Origin of the sequence: Pseudanabaena sp. CCNP1317, assembly GCF_034931345.1 — a bacterium.
Taxonomy (GTDB): domain Bacteria; phylum Cyanobacteriota; class Cyanobacteriia; order Pseudanabaenales; family Pseudanabaenaceae; genus Pseudanabaena; species Pseudanabaena galeata.
Genome location: NZ_JAYGIF010000057.1, coordinates 19,673 through 43,548, shown reverse-complemented (window position 1 = coordinate 43,548; position 23,876 = coordinate 19,673). Strand labels below are relative to the sequence as shown.

At 41.0% G+C, this 23,876-nt stretch carries 22 protein-coding genes and 1 pseudogene; 10 read left to right on the top strand and 13 right to left on the bottom strand.

Annotated features, from left to right (window positions below):
- Positions 1-10: 10 nt before the first annotated feature.
- The 6 genes and pseudogenes from VB775_RS11775 to VB775_RS11750 form a co-directional block, all read right to left on the bottom strand.
- Complete coding sequence (locus VB775_RS11775; RefSeq protein ID WP_281008847.1) at positions 11-760, bottom strand: Uma2 family endonuclease; 750 nt, start codon at positions 758-760, stop codon at positions 11-13.
- Between the two features lie 163 nt (positions 761-923).
- Positions 924-7,379 (bottom strand): response regulator, encoded by a 6,456-nt coding sequence (locus tag VB775_RS11770; RefSeq protein ID WP_281008848.1) that lies wholly within the window; start codon positions 7,377-7,379, stop codon positions 924-926.
- 55 nt (positions 7,380-7,434) lie between these two features.
- Positions 7,435-9,786 (bottom strand): methyl-accepting chemotaxis protein, encoded by a 2,352-nt coding sequence (locus VB775_RS11765; protein WP_281008849.1) that lies wholly within the window; start codon positions 9,784-9,786, stop codon positions 7,435-7,437.
- Positions 9,787-9,851: 65 nt separating this feature from the next.
- Positions 9,852-10,379, bottom strand: a complete 528-nt coding sequence (locus VB775_RS11760; RefSeq protein ID WP_281008850.1) for a chemotaxis protein CheW — start codon at positions 10,377-10,379, stop codon at positions 9,852-9,854.
- A gap of 174 nt (positions 10,380-10,553) precedes the next feature.
- On the bottom strand, positions 10,554-10,922 hold the full coding sequence (locus VB775_RS11755; protein ID WP_094532768.1) for a response regulator transcription factor: 369 nt from the start codon (positions 10,920-10,922) through the stop codon (positions 10,554-10,556).
- Between the two features lie 584 nt (positions 10,923-11,506).
- A pseudogene (locus VB775_RS11750) lies at positions 11,507-12,019 on the bottom strand (ATP-binding protein); the annotation flags it as partial.
- An 8-nt stretch (positions 12,020-12,027) separates the two neighbouring features.
- On the opposite strand from VB775_RS11750, the gene VB775_RS11745 reads away from it, so the two are divergent.
- From VB775_RS11745 to VB775_RS11720, 6 genes are read left to right on the top strand one after another with little or no spacing between them, the layout of a single operon-like run.
- Positions 12,028-12,351 carry an HNH endonuclease gene (locus VB775_RS11745; protein WP_281008851.1) on the top strand — a complete coding sequence of 108 codons (324 nt, stop codon included), beginning with the start codon at positions 12,028-12,030 and terminating at the stop codon, positions 12,349-12,351.
- A gap of 51 nt (positions 12,352-12,402) precedes the next feature.
- On the top strand, positions 12,403-13,233 hold the full coding sequence (locus tag VB775_RS11740; protein ID WP_281008852.1) for an ATP-binding protein: 831 nt from the start codon (positions 12,403-12,405) through the stop codon (positions 13,231-13,233).
- Positions 13,230-13,454 carry a hypothetical protein gene (locus tag VB775_RS11735; protein ID WP_281008853.1) on the top strand — a complete coding sequence of 75 codons (225 nt, stop codon included), beginning with the start codon at positions 13,230-13,232 and terminating at the stop codon, positions 13,452-13,454. Before VB775_RS11740 ends, VB775_RS11735 begins: the two co-directional genes overlap by 4 nt.
- Positions 13,442-14,578 carry a metal-dependent hydrolase gene (locus VB775_RS11730; RefSeq protein ID WP_281008854.1) on the top strand — a complete coding sequence of 379 codons (1,137 nt, stop codon included), beginning with the start codon at positions 13,442-13,444 and terminating at the stop codon, positions 14,576-14,578. Before VB775_RS11735 ends, VB775_RS11730 begins: the two co-directional genes overlap by 13 nt.
- The gene (locus VB775_RS11725) at positions 14,463-15,590 is read left to right on the top strand and encodes a hypothetical protein (protein ID WP_281008855.1); all 1,128 of its coding nucleotides are present in this window, start codon (positions 14,463-14,465) and stop codon (positions 15,588-15,590) included. The genes VB775_RS11730 and VB775_RS11725 overlap by 116 nt, the downstream gene beginning before the upstream one ends.
- Positions 15,484-16,431 (top strand): hypothetical protein, encoded by a 948-nt coding sequence (locus VB775_RS11720; protein ID WP_281008856.1) that lies wholly within the window; start codon positions 15,484-15,486, stop codon positions 16,429-16,431. The genes VB775_RS11725 and VB775_RS11720 overlap by 107 nt, the downstream gene beginning before the upstream one ends.
- On the opposite strand, the gene VB775_RS11715 is transcribed toward VB775_RS11720, so the two are convergent.
- The gene (locus VB775_RS11715; RefSeq protein WP_281008857.1) at positions 16,428-17,690 is read right to left on the bottom strand and encodes a hypothetical protein; all 1,263 of its coding nucleotides are present in this window, start codon (positions 17,688-17,690) and stop codon (positions 16,428-16,430) included. The genes VB775_RS11720 and VB775_RS11715 overlap by 4 nt on opposite strands.
- 113 nt (positions 17,691-17,803) lie before the next feature.
- On the opposite strand from VB775_RS11715, the gene VB775_RS11710 reads away from it, so the two are divergent.
- Together VB775_RS11710 and VB775_RS11705 are read left to right on the top strand one after the other, a co-directional pair.
- A complete protein-coding gene (locus tag VB775_RS11710; RefSeq protein WP_281008858.1) occupies positions 17,804-18,394 on the top strand; it encodes a thermonuclease family protein in 591 nt (196 codons plus the stop codon).
- A 160-nt stretch (positions 18,395-18,554) separates the two neighbouring features.
- Positions 18,555-19,079, top strand: coding sequence for a hypothetical protein (locus VB775_RS11705; protein WP_281008859.1), 525 nt, complete (start codon positions 18,555-18,557; stop codon positions 19,077-19,079).
- A gap of 142 nt (positions 19,080-19,221) precedes the next feature.
- Here VB775_RS11705 and VB775_RS11700 read toward each other — a convergent pair whose 3' ends face one another.
- Positions 19,222-19,806 carry a hypothetical protein gene (locus VB775_RS11700; RefSeq protein ID WP_281008860.1) on the bottom strand — a complete coding sequence of 195 codons (585 nt, stop codon included), beginning with the start codon at positions 19,804-19,806 and terminating at the stop codon, positions 19,222-19,224.
- A gap of 401 nt (positions 19,807-20,207) precedes the next feature.
- Between VB775_RS11700 and VB775_RS11695 the strand changes: the two genes are divergently transcribed.
- Together VB775_RS11695 and VB775_RS11690 are read left to right on the top strand one after the other, a co-directional pair.
- Positions 20,208-20,492: a hypothetical protein gene (locus tag VB775_RS11695; RefSeq protein ID WP_281008861.1), complete on the top strand. Its 285-nt coding sequence runs from the start codon at positions 20,208-20,210 to the stop codon at positions 20,490-20,492.
- A 325-nt stretch (positions 20,493-20,817) separates the two neighbouring features.
- A complete protein-coding gene (locus VB775_RS11690) occupies positions 20,818-21,231 on the top strand; it encodes a hypothetical protein (protein ID WP_323216796.1) in 414 nt (137 codons plus the stop codon).
- Positions 21,232-21,617: 386 nt separating this feature from the next.
- Here the strand turns inward: VB775_RS11690 and VB775_RS11685 are convergent, their stop codons facing one another.
- The 5 genes from VB775_RS11685 to VB775_RS11665 form a co-directional block, all read right to left on the bottom strand.
- The gene (locus tag VB775_RS11685; RefSeq protein WP_281008863.1) at positions 21,618-21,812 is read right to left on the bottom strand and encodes a hypothetical protein; all 195 of its coding nucleotides are present in this window, start codon (positions 21,810-21,812) and stop codon (positions 21,618-21,620) included.
- Positions 21,813-21,859: 47 nt separating this feature from the next.
- Positions 21,860-22,129 (bottom strand): hypothetical protein, encoded by a 270-nt coding sequence (locus VB775_RS11680; protein ID WP_281008864.1) that lies wholly within the window; start codon positions 22,127-22,129, stop codon positions 21,860-21,862.
- A 78-nt stretch (positions 22,130-22,207) separates the two neighbouring features.
- Positions 22,208-22,435 carry a helix-turn-helix domain-containing protein gene (locus VB775_RS11675; protein ID WP_281008865.1) on the bottom strand — a complete coding sequence of 76 codons (228 nt, stop codon included), beginning with the start codon at positions 22,433-22,435 and terminating at the stop codon, positions 22,208-22,210.
- Between the two features lie 3 nt (positions 22,436-22,438).
- Positions 22,439-23,365, bottom strand: a complete 927-nt coding sequence (locus tag VB775_RS11670; RefSeq protein WP_281008866.1) for a 5'-nucleotidase, lipoprotein e(P4) family — start codon at positions 23,363-23,365, stop codon at positions 22,439-22,441.
- A 5-nt stretch (positions 23,366-23,370) separates the two neighbouring features.
- Entirely contained in the window at positions 23,371-23,871 is a 501-nt protein-coding gene (locus VB775_RS11665; RefSeq protein ID WP_281008867.1) for a thermonuclease family protein, read from the bottom strand.
- Positions 23,872-23,876: the final 5 nt, after the last annotated feature.

Below are 23,876 nucleotides of genomic sequence, written 5' to 3'. Positions count from 1 at the left end.
TAATTTGCCATCAATTTTCATCAATACCAAGCGATCGCAGCTTTTCCATTAACAACTCAACCTGTTTCTGTGCGGCATCAGCCCGTTGTTTTTCAGATTTTGCTTTTTGGCGCTCAATATCAGCTCGATGCATCTCAATATCAGCTTTTTCTTCACCTGTAAGATAACGCTGTCCCTGTTCATCAAACCAGCTTAAAACTTCTCGCCTAAAGCGATCGCTTGGCAATACACAGCGTCCGATCCCTAGTCCAATTTCTGGCATCCATAATGGTTCACCAATCTGTAACTGGTAACTACCATCAACTAATTTGTAAATCTCTAAAGGCAAATGTCCATCTCGCCGCCAGAATTGAGGATTATAAATCACATAATATTTGACACCTAATTTGCGATAAATATCTAATTTCTTTTCATACTCATCGCCATAGCTATGAGATACAACTTCTAAGGTCAAGATCGGTGCGGTATCTTCTTCTTCCCACATCACATAACTGCTGCGAGATCCACCATTTTTTCGACGCTCTACACCCAAGCTCAAAAATCCATCGGGAATTACAGGAACTCTTGGACTCACGCCAGTAGTGTGATAGATACCCATATCCACACCAAAGTACCAATCGTCACGATTTTTCCAAATATATTCCAACAAGAATAATAGTAAATTCGGTACAAAATTCTGGTCTTCTTTATCCACAGGTGTATCGTCAGAATCTGGTAATTCATCGCTGGTGGGTAGATATTGACGATCTATTTGTAGCATCAGCTAACCCCAAAAGTATCCTAGCTATCTAGTTGGTATTATACCAATCAACGAAAGTGTGACAACACTTTCGTTGATTGAAACCCAAACCCAGCAAGGTTTTTTAAATCAAGAAATGGCGCAGCCATTTCTTGATTTGTATTATAGGTGATCGCCCCTTGGCTTAGATAGGTAGAGTTTCTCCAGCTAGTAGACGCTTCGAGGCACTCAGTAATTCTTCTTCGAGGTAGGGTTTAGTGAAGTAACCCTTTGCCCCAAGTTGAATTGCTGACTGACGATGGCGATCGGCTCCGCGTGAAGTTAACATAGCCACAGGAATCTCTTTCAGTCGAGAATCCTTTTGTAATCTCGACAGTAGATCCAATCCATCCATACGAGGCATTTCAATATCGCAGAAGATCATGTCGCAAGGCAGACCAGCACGAAGTTTTTCCCAAGCATCCTGTCCATCCTTGGCTTGTTCCACACGATAGCCAACTTTTGCAAAGGTCAACGATAGTAGCTCACGTACCGTAATCGAATCATCAACAATCAGTACCGTCGGATCAACAGCCACATCTTCTTCGACAGTTGGCTGGATCGTGACACCCGAAGTTGAAGGACGTAACCTGCCACTAGCAATGTCAAATAATTCCAACACGTTAGCGATCGCCATGACTCGACCATCCCCTAACACAGTTGCCCCTGCAATTCCCGCAGGTTGGGGAATGGGTCCCTCAAGTTGCTTGATTACAATTTCGTATTCACCAAGGAATTGATCGACCTGTAGCGCAAGATAACTAGTGTCATTACGAAGAATAATAATGCAAAGTTCATCATTTTCCTGCTTACCATAAATGCTGCTGCGGCTGAGGTGACGGCTATAGGAAAGCAAATTGGAAAGATGTTGGAATGGCAAAATCGTATCGCGCCAAGGTAAGCAAGGTTGCCCTTTCTCGTTGAGAATAATCTGACCCTGTGGTACTTCCACCATGTCCTCAAAGCCATCAACGGGGAATGCAATCCGAGCGCGATCGCTAATACAGAACATCGCCTTAGAAATACTCAGGGTAAGCGGTAAGCGAATTGTAAAGGTTGTACCCTTACCAACTACTGATTCCACAATAATTACGCCACGAATATCATCAAGACAGGTTTTGACCACATCCAGACCAACTCCGCGCCCTTTAAATTCATCGGCTTGAGCCGCAGTACTAAATCCAGCTTCAAATAGCAAAGCATAAACTTCAGTGTCATTAAGGCGATCAACTTCAGCTTGCGATCGTACTCCCTTCGCAACAGCGCTTTTCTTCACTTTGTCAGTACTAATGCCTGCGCCATCATCACTGATGGAAATTACAGTTTGGTTACCTTGGTGATAAGCTCTGACAGTCAGTCTACCAGTTGCCGATTTACCTGCCGCTTGACGAGTAGCAGGATCTTCTAAGCCATGGTCGATCGCATTATTCACAAGATGTGTTAACGGATCGGTCAGCGATTCTAGAATCGCCTTGTCGATCAGAGTCTCACGCCCAAAAATTTCTAGCTCCGCCTGTTTGCCAGTTTTGAGAGCGCGATCGCGTATACCTCTAGGCAAGCGATCGGCTATTTGCGCGAAAGGAACCATGCGCGATTGTTTCAAATCGTCTTGAACTTGGGTGGTAATCGTTCCTAACTGACGAGTTACCTGATCTGTCTCACCAACCACGAACTCAATATCAGAAGCCGACTCACGAACTCGGACAATTAACTCAATGATCTCTTGCGATAAAACGTGGAAAGTATTGTAGCGATCAAACTCAATGCCCTCAAAGTCATTGCTAACTGAACTATTTGAGCTAGATCCATCACCCGAATATGATGATGTCTCAAAACTACTACTGAACGAACGTCCTCGTCCAGCGGTTAAAGATGCTTCCAGCAAAGAGCGATCGTATTGATCGCGCATCCTTTGCGATACATCGCTCAATAGTTGTACTTGATGCAATAGATTTGTAATAAATTGCTGTAATCTCTCCTGATCCTGCTCCAAAAGGTTACGGTTAACAACTAATTCTCCAACAAGGTTATTAAGACTATCGAGATACTTTACATCAACACGCATAGTCGAGTCCGTCAACCTTGGCTTGCGCGTAGTAACAGGTTGACGGATAGGAGCTTTAGTTTTGATGGGTCCGACATCTTTGGCAAAAGCGCTCTGGAGCATGTTCTCTAACTCATCAAAGTCATCAGTAGAACTTGCTGGTGTGCTAGAAGTAGTATTTCCTGAGCCAGTGGAGGGTATTACAGGGTTTGAGTCAGAGCCATCAAAGTTACCAGCGTCACCTAAAAGAGCTTCTAATTCATCAAAATCCATGTCATCAGAAATCATGGATGACTGAACATTGATAGAAGTTTCCGTACTTTGGTTATCAAATTTCAGATTGCTCTGATCGTTAATATCATTTGGCATATTACCAGAGCTACTAATCATTGCTTCTAAATCGTCAAAGTCGAAATTATCATCAATTTCATTTAATTCTTCAGTTTGTAATTGATGCTCGGCTAGTAAGGCATTCATTTCTGAATTTTGAGTAGGAGCATAATCCAAAGTTTCAGAGCGATCTTCGTTGAAGGGTTCAAACTCATTAAGTTCTCCAAAACTCAGAGGTTCATCAGTTGCTATGTTCTCACTTACAAACTCCTCTGGCATCTGTAGCAAACTTGCTTCTGAATCATCATCACCTTGGAAAAAATCCACCAAACTATCAATAGTTGTGTTTGCTGTAATGTCATTGTTGTCAAGAATGATCTCTTCTTGAGAATCTGTCAATTCCGATCCTAAAGTCGGTAAAGTATCGTACTCAAAGGATTGATCCGATGTGCTTCCAAAATCATCGATATTATTAACTTGAGTTAAAGATTTATCCTGATCAAAGTTATCTTGATTAAAGTTAAGATCATTTTCTAGTAGAGATAAATCTTCTTCAGACAACTCTGATTTAGCAAATAAATCAGCCAAATCAGAGTTGTCTGAAGAACTCATCTGTTCAAATAGTCCGTCTGATGAACCTATTGAATTCACATCAGACAGGTTCTCATCTGCCTCTATCCTTGCCAAGAAATCAGAATTGATATCTTGAGGAGTATCAAAATCAATGAAGTCTTCTGTCTCTTCTTCATAAGTGTCAACTTGATCAACCACATTAATAGCAGCAACCCCATTGTTATCAGTCAGATTGCTGCTAAATTCTTCGTTTGCAACATCCTCTACTAAACTATGATGTTCTTCTTGTACTTCACTAAAGGAGTCAGTTAAATCACCAATATCATTTACATCAGAATATTCATCTAGTTCATTATTGACATTGCCTGAAATAATTTCAGACTCGTCAGAATCTGCGAAGAAATCACCTAAATCATCAGCCGTATTAGTTAATTCGTCAAAAATTTCACTGCTGTCAGGAATACTGTCAGGAATATTGATAGTGGCAACTTCCATCTCTTCAGAATCTGCGAAGAAATCACTTAAATCATCAGTGCTAATTAATTCATCAGCAATTTCACGATTATCAGAAATATCACTAGCATTAATCTCAAGTTCTTTAGAATCTGAGAAGAACTCGCCTAGATTATCAGTGCTAGTTAATTCTTGATCAAAATCATTAAAATCATCAACATAATCGCTAATATCATCAGAAATAATTGCAGGCTCGTCGGAAGTAATGAAGGAATTATTTAGTTCATCAGAGTGATCAACCTGTTCAGTGAATACAGCAAACTCATTATTTACATCATCCGAAACTTCAATCTCTTCGGTAAAATCAAGGGAATCACCTGCGTCAACATTGTTAGCAAATTCTAGATCAAAACTATCAACTATATTGTTAGAAGTGATTTCAGGTTCTTCAGAAGCTTCATCGATAGACAAATCATTTAACTGGTTGTTTTGACCAGTTAAATCGACTGATTCACTAGCTGATTCGTCATCTATGCTATCAAGCAGTTCAGGTTCTTCAAATGTCGTAGAAGCAAAGAAATCTCCTAAGTCATCAGCGCTGTTAAATTCATCTAGATCATTGTCAACATCATAGATATCTGTAGTAATTACAGGAGCTTCAGGCTTTGCGAAGAAATCACCTAATTCATCAATGTTAGTAAATTCAGCATTAAAGTCTTCATTAGCGATTGCTTCAGAGTCGTCTTCTTCATATTCTGATTCTGCAAAGAAATTAGTAAGATCATCGGCATCATGAATTGCTTCATTAATTTCATTGTCTTCGGAGAAATTCACAAAATCTAAGGTTGATCTATCTTCGGCTAAAGCACCTAAGTCATCATCTAATTCAGTACTATTGACATCTAAGACCGCCTCTTCTATCAACTCAATACCTTCATCAAAAAGGTTTAGATCATTGATATCTGAAGTGTCCGTTGCATTTATCTGAATGTTATCAGGATTTTCATCAAATGTATTCTGCAATGCGCTTGTTGATTCCGCTAACTCTTGAGAGCTAACGGCTTCATCAAATTCATCATTGTCAAACCCCAGTTCATCAAATAAATTCAATCCTGTAGTATCGATGCCCTCAAAGTCACTACTTTCTGATATTACCTCTGCGTAATCATTAACAGATTCAATTGTTTTAGGCTCTTCCCAAAAATCATTAACATCAGAATTATCGCCTTCCTCATTGCCTATATTCGGAGGTTCATCCAAAAGGATTTTGTCAAGATTTTCATCGATCGCAAAGGGATCTTCAAGCAAATTCATGCCCTCTTCCGAAAAAGTCAAGGCAAAGGGGTCGCTGGGGTTATCATTGTTGTCATCACTATCGATCGCATTTTCGTTCATGGCGATCGTCGCAAAATATTCTTCACTAGAGAGCGTTTGAGACTCATCCGTATCAGTAAATCCACCATCTATAAACTGATCAATAGCTGTAGTGTGTTCTGGCAAATCAGAAAAATCAATATCATCAATATTGATTTCACTAACATCCATATCACTTACATCTATATCGTCAAACTGATCATTGATCGCAATCGCACCATCAATTTGAGAATCACTAATTTGTTCAACAACCTCTGAATCTACATCTCTTAAATCCACATCAAATTGAGATTCTAGGGAATCCTCAGAAGTAAAATCGTCAGAAAATAGAGAGTCTAAGCTGGACTGTTCACTTTCTAGAACCATCTCAGAATTAATTTCCGAAACAATATCAGTAGATTGCTGCCATGAATCATCAAGATCATCTGGGAACAGAGAATTACCGCTCTCTTCACCCTCAAAATTTTGGACGGAATCTTGGGCAGAAAAATCTCCAAATAGTTGATCAATGCTAGATTCCTCACTGTTTAGATTAGGAACTATTGAGTCATTATTCTCAGAGCTATCGCTAAGCAAATCAGCAAATTCATCTTGACTGTCTGAATTTGCCGTGGCTCCATGATTTGCTATATTTGTTTCATTGGATTCTATATCTTCCCAAGCAGCATCAAAATCAATATCATCATTTTCAAACAAAATCGCTAGAGATTTTAACTCTGAAGCACCAACTTTTGGTCCATCAATATGTTGGTTTTCAGTAATCTCATATTCACCATCCATCCAATCCATTTGGTTCTCATGGATATCCGTCAAATCAAATGCTTCTTTATTGACCTGATCTGCAAATAGATCGATATCCACATCTGGATTGATGGCTATATCCCCACTAGATGTATCAGTAGTATTATCAAAACCATCTACTACTGAGTCCTCGCTAATATCCTCAGAAGCAGTTGTAAAAATTGTACTAACCTCGTCATCCTCTGGCTCCGAAAATCGATAGGGTAATAGATTTTGCAGTTGTTGAGATACTGCAATTTCTGATTCCCGATTTGAGAGTACGAGATCTTGAGCTTCCTTTAGCTCTCGGATTAGGATAGGTGCAAGGGTACGATATGTGTTACTCGGCTGAGCGATCGCATTTTTCATTTGGACGACTAAATTAGTCCAACTTCGCAAATCAAATTGATTGCCAATCTCTTGGAAGTAATTGCAAACTGCTTGTAACTGCGATCGGCTTTCTGCATCATCTGCCGACCGAAACAATTGCAGCATATCTCGCATTTTAGTCGTAATTTCTTGCTGAAATATTGATTGCTGAGAAGCAACTACTGGTTGTGGTTGAGGGATGCTCTTTTGTTCTTGACTAAATGTATCCGTAGATATCTGCCCACCAGAATCTGAAACCAACTGATTTAGATAGGATTCTAACTCAGCAAATACAGGCTTAACGCGATTATTAGTTTCAATTGTTAGCTCATCAGATATTTTGTAACCCCCTTGCAACTCATCTAGAAGTTCTGACAGGGGATCAAATCCTGCAAGTAGCAAGCTTTTTAAGCGCTCATCGACGGTTATTTGTGAATTTTCTTTGAGAATCTTAAAAAAGTCTTCTAATCTGTGAGCAACATGCTGAATACTTCCAACCCCTAGCATTGCAGCGCCGCCCTTTATCGAATGAGCAGCACGAAAAAGCTCATTAATAGATTCTGAGTCGTGAAGAACATCTTGTAAGTTTAATACGCCTTGCTCAATTGTCTGAAGATGTTCACGGGCTTCTTCAATAAAGTAACCCATGATTCGCTGCTGTTGTTGTTCCGAGTTCATGACAGAATCCTCTCAATGATTAGGGTGTGAGTAGCATAGCTAGAAGGTAATAATCCTAACGAACTCCCGTTGTTTTATCACCCGAATCAACGCGGAATCGTTCCACAGAATCTTGTAGGCTGCGGGCAACACCCACGAGATTTTGTAGTGAAGCTGACACCCTTTGAGACTCTTGCGAAGTTTCTTGAGCGGTCAACTCAACTGATTGCATAACTTGCGATACTGTCCTTGAAGTCTCAGTTTGTTTAACTGTATCTTCAGTAATGGATAGTACCAAAGTTTCAATGCGATGGGAAACTTGGATAATGTCTGTGAGTGATTGACGCGCCTGTTCAGCACGTTTTGTCCCATCGATAACCTGTTGTGTGCCGACTTCCATCGCTTGTTGCACGTTACTGGTTTCACTCTGAATTTGCAATACGATTTGTTCGATTTCTTTAGATGCTTTCGCAGCGCGGTCGGCAAGCTGTCGAACTTCGTCCGCAACGATCGCAAAACCACGACCTGCATCACCTGCCCTCGCTGCTTCAATACTAGCGTTAAGCGCGAGTAAGTTAGTCCGCGAAGCAATTTGTGAAATCAAACCAACGATCTTAGAAATTTCCTGTGATGATTCGCCTAACCGTTTTACCTTACGGGTAGTTTCGGCAACTGTTTCGCGAATGTCTAAAATACCAGCCACAGTACGTTCTACCGCGTCGCCGCCCTTAATTGCGGTTTCAGATGCAAGCTTAGCAACCTGATCAGCTTCACGCGCACTTTCAGCAACACGTTGAATCGATTCGGTCATCATTTGTACTGAGTTTAGGGTGACGCTCAATTCTTCAGCTTGACGTAACGCATCCGATGACAAACTACGGGCGAATGCTTCATTTTCGCGAGAGCTTTCATTTACCTGACGCGCCGCAATTTTTACTTGGTTAACAATTTCGCGCAGGTTTTGAATCGTGAGGTTAAATGAGTCAGCTACGGCTCCAAGTACGTCGGCGGTCACCTCAGCCTGCACAGTCAAGTCGCCTCGAGCCGCACCTTCCACGTCATCAAGTAGTCGAATTACCTGACGTTGTAAATCTTCCTTAGCTTGTTCTTGTTCAGCCGCTTTGCGCTGGGCTTCCGTAGTGTTGGAGACAATCGACTGAATCATTTGGTTAAAGCTTGTCGCAAGTCTGCCAAACTCATCTTCGCTATATACAGTGGCGCGAGGACTCATATCACCACGAATAACAGCCTCAAATTGAGCTTGTAAGTTAGCAGTTGATTGATCTATCAGCCTCGAAGATCGTTTGCCAAGTCCCCAAGCGATCGCCCCACTTGCCAAGGCGGCTGCACCACCCATCATCCAGCCCGTATTTCGTACTTGCTCGCGTGAGCCTTTATCGGCAATTGAACCTGTGGCAAAGTTTGTAACTACACCTGCGGCAACCATGGCAACCACCCCTGCGGCGATCGCCGTGATCACACTCTTAGTCTTAAGCGGCATATTATCAAAAGGAGAAAATAAACCACCTTGTTCAGATGATTCAGAGACAATATCAGCACCAGCTCTTTTTGCCCCTACTGGTGTATTAATAGCCCCTAATCCAAATAGCTCAGCTTCATTTCCTGTTTGGTTAAACCGCGCTGCGGATATATCCTGATTGGCTAATGATGTTGTATTTGAGCGCCCCGAAGTTGTAAAGTCTTGGTTTCCAAAATCTGTCATAGATCTTTCAGAAACCATCTGTGTTGCTTCTGAATCACCAAATGAACTCGAAAAGGATGATTCGCTAATGTCATCAAAGTCATCAAACTCATCCATAAAGACAACATCAGAGTCGGCATTTAGGTTGCTTGAAGAGCCACTGGTTTTGTAACCAGAGTTAAAACTTGATTCGCCTGTGAGTTGAGTTTCGGTACTATAGGTATACTGGCTAGTCCCATTCATTGAAGTATCAGAACTAAAATCTTCAAAATCAAAGTCATCAACCCGATTTGATCCAGTACTTTGCCCGCCACTATCATCGGTAGACCAAGATCCCTGCATATAAGCTGATTGATTATAGGTATTATCTTCGTAAGCGTATTGCTGATTACTAAATTCGCTTACTGAGTTATCTATAGAACCTAGCCCATAGCTATTGTCATCATTGAGATCTAGTCTTTCTTTGGCAGCCGCAATACCACTATGGGCATATTCCAAAATTGAGTTGTCGTCAGTCAGATGTAAGACCGTTTCATATTCACCAATTGAATCTTGATAGCGCTCAAGGGCAAGATTAATATGGGCATGAAGTAGGCGATACATGGGATCACTAGGGCAGACCTTAACTAGTTCCTGTGTCAATTTACCAGCTTGACTGTAGTCTCCTTGCATGTAGGCTAAGGAAGCCTTTTCATATTCTTTTTGATATTGTGTACTTGAGGCCATGTGCTTTCTCCTAAAATCCCTAAAGTCTCTGACATTTGTGCGAAATCATCTTGAAATTACTTTATCTAGGATGCCCACCGTGCTGATCGTAAAATGTTGACTTGATCTAGCAACTTCAGGGGATCGCTATCTTCCATTATCCACTCACCTTTAATAAACGGAGCCATACTGTCAGAGCTATTTCTAGAGACATTGATTTGTGAAGAATCAAGCCAAGCCATTACGCCAATTTGTTCTACCGCTAAACCTAACATCATGCCCTGATCTTCGATCGCAATAATTGAAATTTCTGCGCGATCAGTATTAACTGGAGGAGCTTCTCCCAAAAACTGACCGAGATCTCCTACCCAAACTACTCTACCCCGAATATTTACTGTACCTAACAATAGTGGGGAGACATTGGGCATGGGGTTGATCCGATCTGGAGCATATTCCAAAACTTGACTGACTCCAATTGCTGGTAAAGCAAACTCAATTCCAGAAGCCACAAAAAAACGTAAGTGTAGCTCACCTTCTGGAGCTTCGATACCTTGATCAAAGTCTGTAGCCTGATCTTGTCCGATGCCAGGGAAGAATTCTTGGTTTCCTACCATAATTTGAGGATCTCTACCTTGCAAAATAGCTGATTTTAAATGTCTTCAAGTTTTAAGAAATAAACTGAAAAATAAATATTGAGAACATTGAGAAAATATTAAAGTATTGATGTTAACCAACAGTCATTAAATAATCAAGAATTGTCTACACTTTTAGCATTCTTCATGAAATTCTTAAGCTTTTCTAAGTAACTGCTTTACAGTGCCTACTAGTTCTTGAGGCTGAAATGGCTTTGCTATATAAGCATCAGCACCTTGCTTCATTCCCCAGTAGCGATCAAATTCTTCACCTTTAGATGAACACATTACGACGGGAACGCGCTCAGTTTTGGGATCAGTTTTAATACGACGACATAGCTCGTAACCATTCATGCGGGGCATGACAATATCCATAACTACGATGTCTGGGCAATTGCCTTGCATTTGTTCTAGTGCTTCCACACCATCACCTGCTGTCTTAACGGTTAGACCGCTACCCTTGAGTAAGTCCTCAATCATTTCTCTTTGTGTCACGCTATCTTCAACCACCAGAACTGTACTCATACATGAATGCCCCGATAGGATTCTTCCACTAGCAACTCACCAAACAAATATATTAGGGTTAATATGATTGGCATTGTGCTTTGCCCATCTTAATAATTTTAAGTTAGCGCTTAACCATTTATAAAACTGTTCATATTTTATTCTTCTCCGATATAGAGATTAAGAGTACAGCCGAAAGACAAGACACAAAATAGCATGTATAGGGCTTTACTCTTGCATTAAAGCCAAAATAATTTTTTTAATCATTCGACAAGCGGCTCTGGCTATAGCTGTATCAGGACAAATCAAAACCCAGATAGTGTGAGGCGGCGCTTCGCGCCGCCTCACACTATCTGGGTTTTATGTTCTAACAAGAATGGCGACAGCTATAAAACCCTTACGGGGTTTGTTTTTTAATTCACAAAAGTGTTGTCATACTTTAATCAAAACCAAAAAGATGAGTTGCGGCGCTTCGCGCCGCAACTCATCTTTTTGGTTTTAAGTCCTAAGCAAAACTTGCATTGCTATATAACCTATTCCAGCGCTTTAGGTTCAAACCAAGAAAGTGAGAAAGCACTGCTTTCTCACTTTCTTGGTTTTTTGATTTAAGTAACACGATCAAGGGTGCGATATTGAACCGCCTCAGCTACATGGACTACTTGAATATTTTCAGCATTAGCGAGATCGGCGATCGTGCGGGATACTTTGAGTATGCGATCGGTTGCGCGGGCAGATAAACCTAAACGTTTAATTGCTGACTCTAACAAGTCACGGGAAGGGTTGTCTAGTTGACACCATTGACGTAAATGTCTGGACTGCATCTGAGCATTGCAATTTACTTTTGCTTCTTTCTGGAAGCGGGCTTGTTGAATTTTGCGTGAGGCTTGTACTCTCTCTTTGACAGCACTAGAGGTCTCTCCTTCTGGCGATCGCGTCATTTCTTCAGGCTTTAATCTTGCTACAGTCACTTGTAAGTCGATGCGATCCATCAAGGGTCCTGATAGCTTTGCCCAGTATTGTTCACGCTGGCGTGGGGTGCAAGTACAAGGCTGAACTGAATCACCGTAATATCCACACTGGCAAGGGTTTGTACTTGCTACTAGTGTAAATACTAATGGGACAAACCATGAAAAGATGTAGCAAAGTTGTTAAAGAGGTCAGGAATCGTGATGACAAAACCTGTCAATGCTGTGGATTAAAGTGCGATATCGAAGTTCACCATATTCACCCATTAGTTTTTGGCGGCAGCGACACGGCGAACAATGCGATCGCCTTATGTCCAACTTGTCATCAGGGAGCGCCTAACAATCCTGACGAATTTCTTAAATATCAAAAATCTGGCGGCTTGAGAATTACCTTAGCAGTTGCCAAATGTGGCGAGGTTATGACACCAGAACTACAAGAAGAATTGGCGAAATTACGGCTAGCTGTCTTTGGTATGGGTAAATGACTAATTTCATTAGGTTTGTAAATAATTGTTGCTAGTGGCGAGTTAATGACCATGGAAAACTTTAGACAAGCAGAAATTGATCAGGCGATCGCATCACTAGAAACAAACCAATCACTTTTGATAATCGGTGAAGAGGGATCGGGCAAAACGGCGATCGCCGAATCGGTGCGGACTGCTTTTAAAAGTCGTGGTTGGAATGTGGCGATCGCAGACTTTAGCGGATCGGCAAAGACTACCCTGCTAGAAATTTGCGATCAATTAGGTTGTGATACCGAGGATACTTCAGGTAAAAAGCCAGTTCCCTACACAGCCGACCAATTGCGCGGAGAAATTGCCAAGGAACTTGATCGATCCAATGTATTACTAATCTGTGATAACGCCCACCGTTACCCCGTCAGTTTGCGCTACTGGTTACAAGATTGTTTGGGGGATCGGGCACTGTTACTGATGCTTGCGACTAAGCCACCAGTGGGCGGTATTTTTTTTAAAATGCCCCGCATATCTATACAGCCGATGGCATCGCAAGAAATTCGGGAGATCATGTTGGAGGAAGCGGCGGAAATTAATTTAAAGTTACCAGCCTCGACAATTGCCGATCTTGAGCAGAGGTGTGGGGGCAATCCCTTCCTAGCGCGTAGAGTTGTGCGCGAGCATTCTTTGAATTTGGGTGCAGATGAACAAGGCGATCGCATCGACTATATAGATGGGACACCGTTTTTAATTGCAGCACTAAGCGCTGTCAGCGTTGTTAGGCTTATTGGTTTAGGGCTTGGAGATCGCAGTCTTTACATCATTGGCGGGATGCTTGGACTATCTGCGATCGTATTGCGAATAATCGCCAACAGAATTAACTATCGGAATAAGTCGAGGATTGAGTCATGAGTATCAAGGGTATTTATGGCGATGAGTCCCACTTGTTTAGCCCCGAACAATGGGTGAATCTGTATGTTAATCAATGCGATCGCGCAATTTATTACTGCACTACTCAGGTTAAATATGTGGCGGCTCAGCCAGATTACGATCTTGAGGACTTCCTGCTAGAACCGACTACTGAGGATGGCGAAATTATGACTATTGCGGAGGCGAAACAATGCTGTCAGTGACCCATGCTGCGATCGCAACTTGCGCGACATCTTTAATAATTGGCACTGCCGATCCCGCTGTTCTGGCAGCAAGTGCGATCGCCTCACAGTTGCCCGATGTGGACACAACTAAGAGTCACATAGGCTTAGTTTTATATCCGATCGCCCGTTGGTTTGAGGAGCGATACCCACACCGAGGCGTAACCCATAGCTTTATGGCAAGTGCGATCGTTACCGCAGTCACCGCACCGATCGCCCTATGGTTTTCATGGCAAATTTGGCTAGGCATTGCGATCGGCTATTTCTTTGGATGGTTTAGCGATGTATTCACTAAGTCGGGAGTAGCGGCGTTTTACCCTAGCAATGCAAGGCTAGTTATTCCCGGAAATCCCAAGGCGCGATTGTCAACTGGGTCGAGCGGTGAATATTGGGTGCTTAGTATTGCGATCGCATTATTAGTAATTTCCTGTCAGTTCATCAGCAATGGTGGCATTACCGAATTATTTGAAAGGTCATTTTTTCGTAGTCCCCAGACCGCAGCCGACATTTTCAAAAAAGAGGGTGCGACGCGACAGGTATTTGTAAAGGTGACGGGTGTAAATATTTACACCTCAGAAAAGATCGATGGTCAGGAATACAAGGTCATCGCCGCCAATGAAGCTTCAGTGATTGGCAAAGATGCCAACGGTGACTTGTACCAGATTGGCAACAACGAAGCATCGCAAATTCGGGCTACTAGCGTAGAAACTAGGCTAGGCGATAGGATCGAGATACAGGCGAACGAGGTTAGCCCCAAGGATCAATTTGTGTCTGAGTGGCTTGTTTCTGTCCCAGAAAATGCCTATTTAACGGGCAGTTTGCTAGTTGATAATGTCGAGGATTTACGACTTCCACTAGAACAAATAAAATTCAATGTTTTTAGAATTACAGTTGGACAAATTCAAATCTTAAATGCCCGTAAACAAAATCTAGAGCCAATTTTGGACAGTTTTATAATTGATGGAAGAGTGATTTTAAAGGTGAGAAGTGATGAACAATCGATACGACAATCTACCAGAACAATTAGGGGAGGCGATCGCCCAACAATTGATATTGAATGGTGCAGAGCATCGGATCAAATCTTCGGCATTGGCAACTTTGGCTAAACACCGTGACGGGCGGCGTAAATCTCGCAGGAATAAGATCCTCACAGCGATCGCTATTACTTGGATATTTGGATCATTTGGTTATTGGATAGGCGGTAAACTGCCCTTTGCAGTGGCACAGTCGGAAAGCAAAACTACTTTGCCAAGTGCAGCCGCCACACAGCCAAGGTTATTAAGAATTAATTTGAGTCTGTCGAGTCCTTCAGATCTCAAGGTTGTCCAAGGTCAGCGACTAGTCGCAGGTCAGGTCATTAGCGATCGCGATGAAGAACGTAAACGGCTCACCTCACAGCTTGAAAGTTATCGAAATACGATCAAGCGCTTAGAACTTGACGTACCTAAGCCCTTGGAGCCATTGACTATTAATCGGTCTAGGGAATTGCCAGCCCAGAGTTTTGCCGAGTTTGAGGCGGAAACGGACTTGCAACGGGTAAAAGTTGAAGCGGCGAAGGAAAAAGTTACTTTGCAGCAAAGGAAACTTGATCTCATGGCAACCATTGATCCCAAAGACTTGCCAGCAGGTGCGGATGCTCACGAACAGCAAAAATTGGCACAGGCTAAATCAGATTTAGCTAAGGAAGAAGCGGTTATGCAGTTGAAACTAGGTCAATTTGAGACGGCTAAGGCTAATCGTTCTTTGAAAGAATACGATGCCGAACAGGAAAAGGTACGCGCCGCCATTGCTGCTAATCAAACACAGCTTGAATATCAAAAGGCTCTTGCTGATTGGAATCGTGGGGAGCAGGATCGGCAATTTCGGATCGCTGACTTGCGTAGCAAGATTGGTGAAGTTGAAAATAAGCTTCAGGAAATTTCGACAGTGAGGGCGCAATATGCCAGTGAAGTTAAACGGATTCGCTATGTTAAGCAAGTTAACAACAATATTGATGTTGAATTGCTTTTGTATGTCGCCGATGGCAGCGATCGCCCAAAAGTTACCCAGTCCCAACGGTCAACAGTTGAGCAGCCCTTTAATCAAGAATCCTTCACCAAGCCAAGCGCCAAGCCTTAAATTACAACGCGATCGCCAAGGTAATCCCGTTATTGATATCGTGCGACCCACTGTAAATATTTACAGTCGTTCTAGTAGAGATTCCGACACTCCCGAAGATATCCCAGAGGAGGGATCGGGGCTTGATGAGAAATTGGAGGGCAGGGAAGAAGCCGAACAAGAGGAGATGCTTAAGGGTGACTTGCCTTGCTTGGATAGTAAGCCCGAATGTATTACTCAGTTGCAAAATTTGGCTATTCAAAATAGTCCCGAAATCAGATCTATCGAAACCCAGATTGCTAATAGTAGCGATGCTGTCAAGTTAGCGCGGGTACAAGGTCAAGGCAGTTTTGTGGAAAGTATTCAGCCCTATGTGTCAGCGATCGCGCCGATCTTGCTGCAAAATGCTAGACCGCAGGGGATAGGTGAACTGCGAACGCCTTTAGAATCAAGGCTATTGTTTGAAGCTTTGCCCACGATCATCTCTGGACAGGCGACTAGCGCCGCCAATCAGACCCGCAATAATCAAGCCAATGCCGACTTACAAATTAAGTTAGCCGAACTCGAAAAAACTAAGGTACAAATAACGATCGCCATTAAGGGCAAGGTACTAGACGAGGTTATCGAGTTTGAGCGCATTAAGGATGAATCAAATTTACAAAGCACCATCGTCAAGCGTGAGACTGCTCGCGCAAAGCTAATCGAAATTTCTTACCGTATGGGTGAGTCATCGACCATTGATCAAATTGCGAGGTTAAACGAGTTTGACCGTAAAAAGATAATCGCAGCCCAGTCTAAGACTAAGCTGCGATCGCAAGCGTTGAGGATTCAGAGATTAGTTAAAGGGAATAGCGAGGGCTAATTAACTTTGTAAGTTAAACCTGTAGATGTGCAACGAGGGGCAACACCGTCAGGCAAAGAGCCAACCGTCTGAGTTACAGAATTTAAAGTAAACTCAGTCCCTGTGGTCAAAGGATAGGAGGTTGTAGATCTTAGAGTTGCGATACCACAAGCATTGGCAGTTAAGCTAACGTTGCGATCGCTTGTTGTACTTAGAGCCAAGATTGAGCGGCTACCGATGGATAACCCAGGATAGTTTCTAATAAATACGCGACCGTCATTAGTTCTAAATGAGGTTAGATTAGCATCCCAAGGAGAGTTTACATTTCCCGTAGCGTAGGCGTATCCAGTCTCTCCACCCTCACTATATTGCCCACAGGTTTTAAGCGTATTAATAGGCAAATTCGAGGTGTCGATAGAAACGCCATTAATTGTGACTGTGCCTGAAATTGGAGCCGAAGTGCTTCCGATCACCAGCCCAGAGCATCGATCACTAGTGACCGATCTAGTAGTCACAGCCCCTTTTACAGTTAGAGGTACTAACCCAAGAGGCGTTGTCTTGATAAAGACATTTGTTGAATTTCTTGTTAAATCAGCGATCGGGGGGATTGCAACTTGGTTAGACACAAGAGAGGGCAACTGCGTTGCATACAAATCACCGTTGATACAACTCAAACTAGCTCGTTGCAAGTTTGAGATCTGAGAACTAGAGCCACCTTCAAGAGCCACTGAAGTCGCGGAGCTAGGAATAGTAATAACTCCAAACCCACAAGCATTAATAGTTACATTTCGATTTTGGGGTGCAGTATCGGTATAGCTGATGTCTTGAACCGTGTTTGGAGGCAACCCCTTGATCAAAATTGTTCCGCCACCAACATTAAAGAAATTTCCTGTAGTTGGTAAAGCTGATGATAAAACGCCGTTCACACAAGACGGAGGAATTATAGGGGTAGAAGCTGAAACTGTTGCCGCATTGAATTGTCCAACAGGTGTGCCAATAACGCCAGAAGTGATGCTCTGAGCATTACTAATTCTTCCCACTCCACAGGCATCAACCCGAACAGTTCTAGTCCGAGGAGATGAAATACCAGAAAAGCCAATTCTCTTGATTGTGTTTGGCGTACCTTTAACACCCAGTTGAAAGGTTGTACCAGATTGCGCCGAGATTCTAGTTTGCAAATAAAGATCTGGCAGGGATAGCTGTGCAAATGCCTCTCCAGTAATGGCGATCGCCCCCGCAAACACCAAAGAAACTGAACCAAATTTAATTAAACGCTTCACTTGTTTAGCCTCACGAAATATATAAAGATATTTTGAGGCGAAAATATTATTAAATTTATAATAGCTGTTACCTATGCTTATGCAATGGTTTCAGCTATTTTTATTGGTGAAATATGCGGAAGATTTTTGATACTGCTATCGAGATTTCAATAATTGTTGGAGCGATCGCCTTATTTATGTACCACCGCAATGAACAAGAGCTGACCAAACGCCCATCCTATGAAGGTAATCAGGCTGCGATCGCTCGAGCAATCAGGTCGGAGGATACACAATATAAAATTTGCCAAACTACCAAAGTCAGTGATGGGGACACGATCGCAGTTGATTGTGATGGGGAAAAGCTTAGATTACGATTCTGTGGAATAGACGCACCTGAATCTAAACAACCATTGGGCGCAGAATCTAAGGCTCTATTATCAAATTTGGTTGAAGGTAAGCAAGTGATTGTCCGTCCTATGGAGCAAGATCGATACGATCGCACAGTTGCCGAGGTCAGTGTCAAAGTTGGCAATGATGAGTATGCTCACAATGTAAACACTGAGATGGTCAGGGCAGGGATGGCTTACCACTACAAACAATATTCAAGCAATTGTCCAAGTCGTGAGGCGATCGCTGAAGCAGAGGATGAGGCTAGGTCTAAAAAAATCGGTGTGTGGTCTGGTGATTATGAAAAGCCTTGGGAATATAGGAAAAAGAATAAGTAACGGAATAAGTAACGCTTAGTGTGACAACTGTTGCTTAGCCTGTAACGTTATGCGATCCTATTTTGATAGAAGTTGTAACGGACTGCGTGACACACTTGCTTAGTCAGTAACTCTCTGCGATCCTGATGCTATAAATTTTGTAACGGAGAGCGATCTAATCATGGAAACCATCACTGTACCTAACTTTCGTACTAATCGCGAAGTTGCTGAAATGTTCGGTTGTACGCCTGAATATATTAGAAAGTTAAAATCGACTAAGGCTGATGAGCTAGAGGGGCTTTGGGAAAACAACAATCCCGATGGGGAAACTACTTGGAATGAGGAAGGAGTTGAAAAACTTTCTGAATTGATCAAGACTGATAAAGCCAAAGAGTATCGTGCAAGTGCCTTAGCTCGTCGGACGCAAGAAGCGATCGCTGTCGATCGCTCTGAATTGAATTATGGTGAGTCTCTTGATTCCCCTAGAACGGGACAGGATATTAATAGCTATGAAGTGCCAAGTCCAACCGCACAAGGTGGAAGGTATGCAGATTTGCCTGAGAAAATGGGTGACATGATCAGCGATCGCATGATTGATGATGGCGCGATCGCAAGGATGGATAAAAGGGTAGCAACTAACTTGCTTAAGGCTGCAAATTTAAGCGATATTGGGATAGATTTGGATGCCTTACTAGGTAAACACTAGAAACTAACAAATCCCCATCACATTTAGAAGCGATCGCCTGTCCGCAAACAGCGATCGTTTTTTTTACTCATATTGCAGATTAATTTTAGTATTGATCAATAAACAAAAAAATGATCGCTTGGAATAGCAATCACTTTTTTGTTTATTGAGGGTTTCCTGTAGTTTGGAAATCAGTAATAGCATTTTTGAGTTTTTGAAGCGCACGACAGCCTTTTTGCCTCATGTTTGATTCTGTAGTTGGTTTGTCATTGTATTTGGCAACTGCCTCCGTTACCTCCTTCCAACTCTTGTCTTTGAAAATTTTTACTGAGAGGATGAAGCGTTCATCAGGCGATAATGACTCGTTCCAAGCCTTTTTCAGAAATGGAGAGTAATAATCAATGGTTTTGCCCTTAATCACAACATCATCACTTTCTTCTACTTCATCGCATGATGCTGAATTGCTGTAGTCATCAGAATCATTAAACTCAATGCGCTCTCTATCTCTACTCTTCTCCCTCACAATATTGAAGCTGGTAACCTTAAACCAAGCTTCAGGGTTACTAATTTGATAAGGGCATTTAGCAGCTCGAACACAAACCTCGTTCATTACCTCATGAACCATCTGTGTACTAAACCCGAACTGAGATAGTTGCTTCCCAACAACTTTAGTAATCGGATGATTATTGTTGTCGATCGACTTTTTGCGTAAAGCAAATATTGCTTCTAGGTTTGTTTGTTCTGCCATGGAGAACCTCTTAAAAGTGATGGAGTTGAATTTACAAGTTTCTAAAAGCATCCTCCTGCCTAGATATGAATTAGGTTATTAGTTTGTGACACAAAATCGATAAATTTGTAACAATCAATTCAAAGCATTGAAATTTTGTGTAGTACCAACTGTAGATTTCAGTAAAAATCATCTATAAAAATATGCTAATTCAAAGATTTTTTGATTGGTTTAAAAACTAGACAAACTGATATTAAGATTTACATAAAATCACTATTGAATTATGTACACAATTCAATAGTGATTTTATGTAAATCTAAAAAATTAAAAGGTATGAGTATCAATATCCGCAAATTTCTTCTTGTCACATAAAATATCAGTTTTTCATTTCCTATTGAGGTTCAGATTAATGGAGAGCCATCATGAATGTAAAAAATAGAATTGTAAGTTTGGACGAACAAAGTACTGATCTTATAACTTGCCCTAATTGTGATAAAAAATCTTTGCACACTCACTCTGTAGGGCATTATCAATGCATTTTTTGTGGCTTTGAAAAAAATTTACCACTGGAGAACAGTCAGAACTTCTTTTTAACGTTTGTAACCGTAATTTCTGTTGGTCTAATTCTGCTTGGCGGAATATATTGGGTTAATAACCGCGAAGTCATGACCGATTTATCTAAAGTACGGAATGGTCAAGTCCGTTAAATCAAAAAATTAGTAGGGAATTTAGTAGAGCAAAGCTTTATTTAGAGAGTCTTTGCTCTAATTTTTTATGAATTTATAAATAAATTCCGTGTTATTTATCAAATTCTGTCACATTATCGGATTCAGTTTCATATCTAAAAGCAAGTATATAATCAGTTACTAACTAGCCTGACTTGGAATAAGGAACAAATCCGTAATCTGATGTCATTGTTGAATAAGTTAGTTAAACTGCACTACCTCACACGTAAACTTATAAACGATACTGCCCACTATATGTCTGCACGTATAGATACGGGTAAGTCTAAGGAGAACAATGAAAAGAACAATGAACCTTTCTGCCTCTAAGAAAGGAACACATCTGGGTGGCTTCAATTCTAAATCTACACACACCACTAAGTCATTTAGTTCCTTACAACTTAGTTTGTTTGATAATACAGAGGAAACTACTACTTTGGATGATGTTGAGTTTTTTAATATAGTTCAACATCAAATCTTGCCGATTGTGATAACTTACCAAGAACTAATGAGTGAAGACAGGATCAACGAAGAGCAATCAGACATTTTAGAAAAGATTCTTAAATTAAGCGAAGCTAACCCGATTCTTTGTCAAATGCTCTCCATTGTGGATGAAAACCTTCCTGTTAATGAAGATGAAATGTCTAAGGAGTTTTCAAAACAGTTAAAACAAAGGCTTGGTAATGACGCTTACCAAGCATGGCGTGAAGTTCGATTCATGTAATATCTAAGCAGGGTGTAAAGTAAACCCTGCTTAGAAAGTTCTTTATTTTGAAATTGTAGCTACATTTGAATTGGGTGGGGTTGGATTAACGTCACAGAGAGACTTTGTTGAGTATGTAAGTTGCTGACTAAATACAAGATGCCAAATCATGACAATGATCAAGACACAAAACATGAAAACAAAATATTCAATTGAGCAAACCTTTTTGTCCGCTGTAAGCCTGTTTCGTTGAATTTGTCCCAAGAATAGCTTTAGTAATTCAAACATGGCGTTTTCCTGTTACTAGCTTCACTTATATGTGAAGCCGAGCAATGTTTTGAGACACTTTCAGCGCAAGTTCATGCTTATGGATGATGCACAATGCTGAGTTAGGCAAAATTTATTTTTCATTTAAAAAACAGTGGAATAATCTGCGAAATCGAATAACCAGCGATCGGACCAGCGATCGCCATCGCCACGAACCAAGGGAATATTTGCCAAATACAATATGCCATAGTCAATAAAGCGGCGATCGCAGGGATGAAAAATAAAAGCCGCAGATATCTCAATCTAGATTTGGGTCGAGCAGACTTTAGTTCCATAATTGAATAGTTCTAGTGGAAAAGCAAAACGATTCCATACTCATAGCTTAATTGCTTTTACAGCTTATTTTAAGATTTAGCCCCAAGCCGTCTAACCAAGACGCTAATTCATACAGAGATTGACTTTTATCGTTTGCTGCAAAATCTTTTACCCATTGGCGATCGTTATCATTGCCCAATGCAGCCGCAACATGCCCCAAACATAAAGGTAATAACTCAGGCTCAGGATTTTCTTCTTCTAAAACAGCAGTCACATAAGCCGCCGCTTCTTCATGATCTTTGAGGGAATCAATTAAAAAGTCTTCGTGGTTTTTCATAACCGTTAGTCATTACTTCTACAACATCATAAACCTTATTCATGCAGTAGATTTTAGTTCCATTTAGATTAAAGCTGCTCATAAAATAAGCAGATCTTTGCCTTGATCTTTCAAGGAGTTGAAGTAAATATTTATATTCTTTAAAGCAAGAGAAGATGGCATAGCCTTGTGATTTTCCCATCTGTTAAGAGAAGAGAATGATACTCCTAGTTGACTAGCAAACTTTTCTTGAGATAGCTGCAAATCATGGCGAATAGATTTAATTAAATTTCCAATGTCAGGCTGCTTTAGTCTCTCTATGTTCATTTTTTAACCTTTCCACTTAATTAATGATTCTAGCCTCTGCATAAATTTTTGAGATGGAGATAGATCCCAATGATTTTTTTTGTTAAATTTCTGAGGATTGTATAAACCATTTTCCCAATCACCATATATCGGATTTGGCAAAGTTACATAGGCAGGTTGAAACCCGTCTGGATTTATAACAAGTATCCCCTGCTGCTTTTGAGTTTTGGCAACAAATTCTTTCCTCACTGTATTGTCATTTTTAGAGATATCAGCAAAGTCATTGAGGTTATCTCCTATAAAAATGACCACATTATGATTTATTCCATCGACTTTTCCATTAGATACTGCATCTATTCGCCACTGTTTTGATGTGTCATTTCTACCATTAATTGTTTTTGTAAATTCACCCTTTAATAAAAGAGTTTGTTCATTTACACCTTCAAAACCTAACCTAAGCATATTACGTTTAGTTGAGATTTCTAGATCATTTATTTTACTATTGCCACTACTAACACCTCGATTAGAAACAAAGAAAACTTTACCGCCACTGGTGTTGATATAGTTTATAAAATCAATGGCTCCGGGAATTGCTAAAGTTTGCTCCGCTTTAATCCATTGATCCCATGTCTTACTCTCAAAACCTTTTTGGCTGCCAATTAAACTAGCTTGATATGGACTATTGTCTAAGATAGTTTCATCTAGATCGACGATTACGGCAGGCTCACTAATCCCATTGACTAAAGCAGTATTAAAAGCAACTTTGGCTATATTGAAGGCTTGATAAGCCAACGCTTGATATTCACCAGATTGTTGCATCCAATTCACAGCTAAAATTGATTGATTATTTAGTTCTAGTTGTGTTATTGCCTTGGGATTGTATGCAATTGCACTGAAGCTAATTGACAGTAAAGCAATAAACATAGTTAGAGAGTATAAAAGTTTTTTCATTTTTCTTATTGACATTGTTTTCTTCTAAAGTCCCAAGGGAAGCATATACTTGCCTGATTCCAAAATCCCAGTCTTTTGCTCTTAGCCTGTGCTTCAGATTGGAGGTATTCATTTTGTGTTTGAACACAGCTAGACAAATAGCGTTGATATACTGGAGCATAACCATTGGCAACCATCTCTACATTTATGAGTACGTTGCCTCGATATACTTCTGCAACAGTTCTGCCGTATCTGTCTATGTCCGCTACGCGGTATTGAATAGTTGTACCGACAGGAGTGAGTGACTGCATAAATTTGGTAGCGTTGTCGCCCCAAGGCTTTTGATTAGACTCTGGAGCATCTATACAAGCTAGTCTAATTTTGATGACACCTTGACCAGAATCAGCAGAGATAGTGTCTCCATCATGAATTTTAATAACTTTGGCGCTAGATAGATCCTTTAAATTAGTTGCTAATTTATTAGTAGGGGTAACTGAAATAGTAGGTTTGTCTTCAGATCTAGGCATGACAG